Here is a 5,496-nt window from a genome sequence, read left to right as displayed (position 1 = left end):
GCAGGCCGCCACCATCGTCACCAGCAACCTCGACTTCACCGAGTGGGACCAGGCCTTCCCGGGCAACCGGCTGCTCGCTTCGGCCACCGTCGATCGGCTGCGCCACAACGCCTATTGCCTGACCCTTGACGGGGCCTCCTACCGGGCCCCTCGACAGGGTCCAAACAAGGCCAAAACAGCACTTGCCAGCACCCCGAAAAACAACCAACCTTGAACCCCCGAAGACGTTCGTCAGAGCCTATTCAAACTGGCTCCTATATGCCGATCATCGGTGGCTCTATTGTGCCGGTCAGTGACAAGCCGGTTGGACTCCTGCGTGTGCGTGGTCTGCAGCGCCTCCAGGCGCCGCACCAGGGCGCGCAAGGCCTGCTCGGCCGGGCTGGGCGCTTTCCTTGGCAAGCCAGCTGTCCATGGCGTGAAAGCCGGCGGAACTGTTCTCTATGACCTTGTGGAGGAATTTGCCGTTGGCTAGGCGCAGGTCGCAACCGAGCTTGGCTTGGCTGTGGCCGCATCAATACCGATATGAAACGGGGGCATGGTCCTCTTTCGATCAACATTGTGAATGCGGACTGCCGGCAAGCCGGGCCAAAGATACTGTTCGATCTGTGTGTGAGGGTGAGTGACGGCTGCAGGATCTACAGCAGGAGCTCGAGGGGCTGCACTGCATCCCACCACTCAGTCAGAGTGCCCTCCGACTATGCCAACCTGAGCTCCGAAGAACAACTTCGGGGCCTTCCGCTTGCATGGAAAATATTACAAGGGGCGGCTTCAGCCGCCCGGGCGGTTGGGGGGATAAGGGCGGGAATCGAGAATGTGAGTGAACTGGGTCACTGCGTGGGGCTGGGGAAAGGTGAGATTCTGGGCGTAAGGGAATGGGATGAGCGGGGTGAGGAGTGGAGGTATGGGGTGTGGCAGGTTGTCGGCCGAAGGGGTCATTGGGCTGCCTCGTCACAAATGACCCCTTCGCGCCGGACAACTGCCGCTCGGCATCGGTGTTGAACAGCAGCTTCACGATCCAGTGAACGAGAACTTCCGAGCCAAAGCGGAGCGGTCGTTCAACGACGATGTAGAAAAAGTCGATTAATCACGGCATTGTGCCGTGCGTCGAACCACAGAGCCACCTTTGCATTGATGAGACGGGAGTGCGATCTGCCGAAAAGAGGCGGGACGGATCACATGCGCTAACCGAAGCCGGCGAAGTATTTCGAATCAATCGAGGACTTCTTAACCACGTGAACTAGCATCTGATAAGCTCGTGATCTAATCCCCACAACATAACAACTTTCCCAAGTGGGGGCATCGAGCAATGGAGGGAAGCCCAATCATGGAATTCCAAATCTTGTCCAGAAGTGCGCGGGTGCAGGACAGTGGCTTCAATACGGTGTACCTGAGGATAGATCACTGGAACGATTATTTGTTTGTCACAATGTTCCACATGTCTCTATATGACTTTGATGGTATTCGGCACGACGTGGGGGAGATCAAAATAGGGTTTAAGGGGCAGACGACCGACGTTCCAACGCACGAGAAACTGTCGGAAAGATTCGAAAGTTTGAACGAAGACTTTTTCTCGCTAGGTCAGAGCGTTGACTTCTACCGGAAGATTGCCAACTTGCCCGATGGTCTAGCTAATAAAATATTGTCGGCGTTGCGGGACGTCGTCATTGCTCCGGAACGCATCGACGAACTCCGGAACGAAAACGTTTTCAGTGTTTCTCTGCTGCGCGGGATCAGTCTTTCCACAGTGAAAGGCCAGTTCGCAAGAGTCCTAAGAGGAAAGGCAGAACTTACCGATTTCCGCTTCAGATTTGAAAGGCCAGCCTCTGAAGGTTTTGGAAGCATGAATCTTGCGTTCAATGTGAAAGTAGACTCACGGCCAAACACCAACGTCCATGCTGTCATTGGCAGAAACGGCGCGGGCAAGACAACTCTGTTGAACAGCATGATCGGCGCCATTACTGGCACACAGGGTTTTGGACAGTTCTTCGAAACAGGTGGATGGCGAGAGAAAGAAATTGATAGTGACTACTTTAGCAGCTTGGTTTCGGTCTCATTTAGCGCTTTCGATCCTTTCACTCCACCTAAAGAGCAACCAGACCCAGCAAAGGGAACCTGCTACTTCTACATCGGCCTTAAAGACCCGCAAGACGCCGAACGCCATCGAACCATGCGGGAATTACAGGCTGAGTGCCTTAAGGCATTGATTGCATGTTTCCACAGGCCAGACAAAAAGGAACGTTGGTTCCAAGCTCTAGCAAAACTTGGATCGGATGAAAACTTCGGCTTGATGAACCTCGAGCGGTTTGAACTCTCGTATAGCGAATTGCGGAAGGCTTACTCTTCTGAGCAGACTGACTCAGCTGAATTTCGCGAACGATATCGACTTGAGGTCCAGTCGCTTCTAGATGGGATGAGTTCAGGACATGCTGTCGTGCTTCTAACCGTCACTCTACTAGTCGCAAAGGTGGAGGAAAAGACGCTCGTATTACTGGATGAGCCCGAAAGCCATTTGCACCCACCGCTGTTATCGGCGTTCGTACGAGCGCTCGCCGATCTTCTTCACGACCGGAACGGGGTGGCCATAATCGCAACTCATTCCCCGGTAGTTCTACAAGAAATTCCGATGTCTTGCATCTGGAAGATTAATCGTGTTGGCGAAAGCATCAGTAGTGATCGGCCGACAATGGAAACGTTTGGTGAGAATGTCGGACTGCTGACTAGCGAAGTCTTCAGCCTTGAGGTTGAACGCTCAGGCTTTCATGCTTTGCTCCGGGAATCTGTAAAGAGCGGACAATCATACGAAGAGATTCTCGGCGATTACAACGGTCAGCTGGGATTTGAAGGAAGAACGATTCTTAGGACTCTCATCGTCGCGCGCGACAGGTGCAATCATGTTGAAGTTGACTGAGCCTCAGTTCACTTTCGAGGATGCCCTAGATTCTTGCATGGCTGGCATGGCGGGCTATGTCCCATTATTGGGCAAGGTTCAAATAGCGAAACAAGTTCTCCTCGCAAAGGAGGTCGACTACTTGTCGGCGGGTTCAACTGGCGAATTGCACACCATTGCACCTGTTGATGCGGCAAAGAATCCAGATCCCATTGTCGTCGGTCAGCTTACCAAGTCCGATCTCGTTAAGGTTTATGACGACTATTTCGTCCCCTCAGAGAAGCCAGCACGGAAGATCTACAATGCATTGCTCAACGCGGCGAAGGGACGGTGTCCATTCTGTGGCGGAATAGGGACACCTCGAAATCTAGATCATTTTCTTCCTAAGGCCCATTTTCCCCAGTTCTCGGTGTTACCTAAGAATCTTGTTCCAGCCTGTCGCGATTGCAATATGGACGGAAAGGGGCACGACTTCGCAATCACTGCTGAGGACCAGATCATTCAGCCGTACCTTGATAAGGAGCGGTTCTTTCAGGAACAGTGGATTTTCGCGGCCTACCATGAGGATCCGAGTGGGAAACCTGGGACTTTCAGCTACCGCGCCGAACCACCTGCGCTATGGCCGGAAGTTGATAAAAGTCGAGCTCGGAAGCACTTTCACGATTTCGGCTTGGCTCTAAGATATGCAACGAAGGCAGCTGAAATGCTGGGGACTGTATTGAGGCAAATTAAAGCGATGCAAAATGTTGGGTTAAGCGCCCAACTGATCATCTCGACCAACCTAGAGTCCGGAGTCGATGCAGCGCCCTTCGCCAACCATTGGCAGAAGGGTATGTACCAGGCTCTAACAGTCTGGCTGGTTGCAAATGGAGCAGCTCCGGCATTAGAGGGGGTAGCCTAAGCCTCTACTTAGTGGCATCTGCTTTGGGCGAACCAACTCTGTCAGGAGTTTATGTTCGCCAGCCAGGAAAGCAGACCTTCACCGCGGCGTTGGTCTGAAGGACTGCTTTCCGCATAACACCTGCCGCTCTTCTGGCGAGATATGTATGGCTGCAAAGGCCGAGAAGCCACCGGTGACTCCGTGCTCCGGACGAGCGCTCCCCGCTATCAATCGTCCTAGGGCAGTTACCCCAATGAACGGCAATTCAGACTCATCCACTCTCTTCCGCATCTCGTAGCCACAACAATTGCCGCCACGATAACCGTCCCCCCACATGCCCCGCCGAAAACACAACCCCTCCCTGATCGACCTCCTCCTCGACGCCCCCTGGCAGGCCAGCGTCGTAACGGGTGTCGTCGTCTATGCCGCACTGAAGTGGCTGTTGCCGTCGATATCGGCGGGCAACATGTTCCTCGGGCCATTGTCCCTGGCTTTGTCGGGCGTGGCGGTTTGGTTTGCGGGGGCATTCTTCCTGATCGGCTTTCTGGTGTTCATCAAGACCACTGCCAAGAAGGAGAAGCGGGCGCGTCCCATTGAGCCGGTGGTGGGAGCGCCGGTACGGGACGGGCTGGGGCGGGTCGAGCCTGCCGAGCGGAGTTCGCAGTCGGTTGAGGCGGAGCCGGCGGCTTCTGTGGACAGGCCGGCGGCGTGGAGTCTGGCCTTGATCCGGGCGCTGGAGTGGAAGCGTTTTGAGGATGTGTGCCAGCAGTTCTACGAGAAAAAAGGCATCCGCAGCGAGACGACTCCGCTGGGGCCGGATGGGGGCATCGATATCCGTCTGTTCCAGGACGAGTCCGGTGGGCCTACGTCCATCGTCCAGTGCAAGGCCTGGGGTGAGCGTCTGGTGGGGGTCAAGCCGGTGCGCGAGTTGCTCGGGGTGATGACCCACGAGAAGATCGGCAAGGCTTTCTTCATGACCAGCGGGGGCTACACCGACGAGGCCAAGGCGATTGCCCAGGCCAACCGGATCACGCTCATCGACGGCGCCATGCTGTTGATGATGATCGAGCGTCTGCCCGAGGGGGAGCGGCAGGATCTGCTCGCCTTCGCCACGGCGGGCGACTATGCCACGCCCACCTGTCCGAGCTGCGGCATCAAGATGCGGGCGGTGCAGGGCAAGGGCGGGCGTCCCGACTTCTGGGGCTGTCATCACTACCCCAGGTGCCGTCAGGTGCTGGGGATGCGGCGCAACGTGGAGGCGGCGGCATCAGGGATGGCGCGCTGATTTCGGATTGTTGGTAGCTCAAGGTATGTGGCCGCGATACCGTGAGCAGGCGGCCGGCAATTTTGCATCACCCTGCTGGGCCCTTTATCAAGGAAGGATTGCGACGATGTCACGAACATGCCGGATTAGCTTCATAGGTTTTGGCCTCGGCGGTTTCAAGTCTGAAGTGCAACACTGGGTTGAAAGTTCATGATTTCCCTCGCAAAGACCTCCGCTGGTGTTTCAAAGTCGAGGCATTTGCGCGGGCGGTTGTTTAATTGTCGGGCAATGGCGTTGAGGTAGCCTTGGGAGATCGGCGCCAAATCCAGCCCTTTGGGAAGATACTCGCGGATCAAGCCGTTGGTATTCTCGTTGGTCGGCCGCTGCCAGGGGCTGTGCGGATCGGCGAAATAGACGTCGATCTTGACGCGCTTGGCGAGAATCTCGTGGCGGGCCATCTCCCTG

5 protein-coding genes are annotated in these 5,496 nt (G+C 55.7%); 4 read left to right on the top strand and 1 reads right to left on the bottom strand.

Annotation, left to right across the window (positions count from 1 at the left end; genetic code table 11):
* From HHL15_RS25825 to HHL15_RS25810, 4 genes are all read left to right on the top strand, one after another.
* The coding region (locus HHL15_RS25825; protein WP_169147169.1) for an ATP-binding protein at window positions 1-214 on the top strand (214 nt) is incomplete at its 5' end.
* A gap of 1,110 nt (window positions 215-1,324) precedes the next feature.
* Window positions 1,325-2,908: an AAA family ATPase gene (locus tag HHL15_RS25820; RefSeq protein WP_169148649.1), complete on the top strand. Its 1,584-nt coding sequence runs from the start codon at window positions 1,325-1,327 to the stop codon at window positions 2,906-2,908.
* Window positions 2,892-3,788 (top strand): HNH endonuclease, encoded by an 897-nt coding sequence (locus HHL15_RS25815; RefSeq protein ID WP_169148648.1) that lies wholly within the window; start codon window positions 2,892-2,894, stop codon window positions 3,786-3,788. The genes HHL15_RS25820 and HHL15_RS25815 overlap by 17 nt, the downstream gene beginning before the upstream one ends.
* Before the next feature lie 313 nt (window positions 3,789-4,101).
* A complete protein-coding gene (locus HHL15_RS25810) occupies window positions 4,102-5,052 on the top strand; it encodes a restriction endonuclease (RefSeq protein WP_235943678.1) in 951 nt (316 codons plus the stop codon).
* Window positions 5,053-5,207: 155 nt separating this feature from the next.
* On the opposite strand, the gene HHL15_RS25805 is transcribed toward HHL15_RS25810, so the two are convergent.
* On the bottom strand, window positions 5,208-5,496 hold a 289-nt coding region (locus HHL15_RS25805; protein ID WP_169148647.1), incomplete at its 5' end, for an IS30 family transposase.

It is taken from the genome of Zoogloea dura, from assembly GCF_012927165.1.
Taxonomy (GTDB): domain Bacteria; phylum Pseudomonadota; class Gammaproteobacteria; order Burkholderiales; family Rhodocyclaceae; genus Zoogloea; species Zoogloea dura.
This window is presented reverse-complemented; position numbering and strand designations above follow the sequence as displayed.